Here is a 688-nt window from a genome sequence, read left to right as displayed (position 1 = left end):
ATTTAGGTTTCGAATGACCTCATTTATACAAAATGAAAAATTAGCGAAGTACTGATATTGTGTGTTTTTATAGATCCATTCATGTGCCTAAAAAGAGTTAATACAATCAGTAAAAAATTTTTTATAAATTTGTATATAAAGCGAGCCATGTCAGTTGGCCTGGCTTACGTCACTTTGTTTGATTTATATCAGTTGGCTTGGTTTTTACGTCAGTTGGCTTATTTGTAGATTTTCGTCAAGCTGATATTATTAACTGATTTTCATTAGCTTATTACTATAAAGAAAAGGTTACTATTCAGGTAGCCTTTTTAGGGCTACACAATTTTTCCTCTTTTCGAGGAAAAATTGGATTTACAATGAGTTATTTCTATCTTTGATGAAACGTGAAGAGATTCTTGCTCTGTGTACTTCAAATCCTGAAGTTATTGCAACTTACATTGAGAGTCTTGAATCTCAAATAAAACAGCTTAGTGAAAAATTGCAAGTTTTAGAATCTCGCTTAAATCAAAATAGCAGAAACAGCAGTAAACCTCCTTCTACTGATTTTTTTGTCAAAGGAAAACCTAATCCCAAGAGTCTCCGTAAAAAGAGCGAAAAGAACCCTGGAGGTCAAGAAGGTCATCCAGGAACAACTCTTAAAATGGTTGATAATCCTGATTAGGTAATAGAGCATTCTTTGAACTGCTGC

1 pseudogene is annotated in these 688 nt (G+C 33.1%); it reads left to right on the top strand.

What is annotated here, in order from left to right:
- Positions 1 to 373: 373 nt before the first annotated feature.
- Positions 374 to 658 (top strand): annotated as a pseudogene (locus ASJ81_RS14655) (DUF6444 domain-containing protein); the annotation flags it as partial.
- Positions 659 to 688: the final 30 nt, after the last annotated feature.

Source organism: Methanosarcina spelaei, assembly GCF_002287235.1.
In the GTDB taxonomy this organism is placed as follows: Archaea; Halobacteriota; Methanosarcinia; order Methanosarcinales; family Methanosarcinaceae; genus Methanosarcina; species Methanosarcina spelaei.
This window is presented reverse-complemented; position numbering and strand designations above follow the sequence as displayed.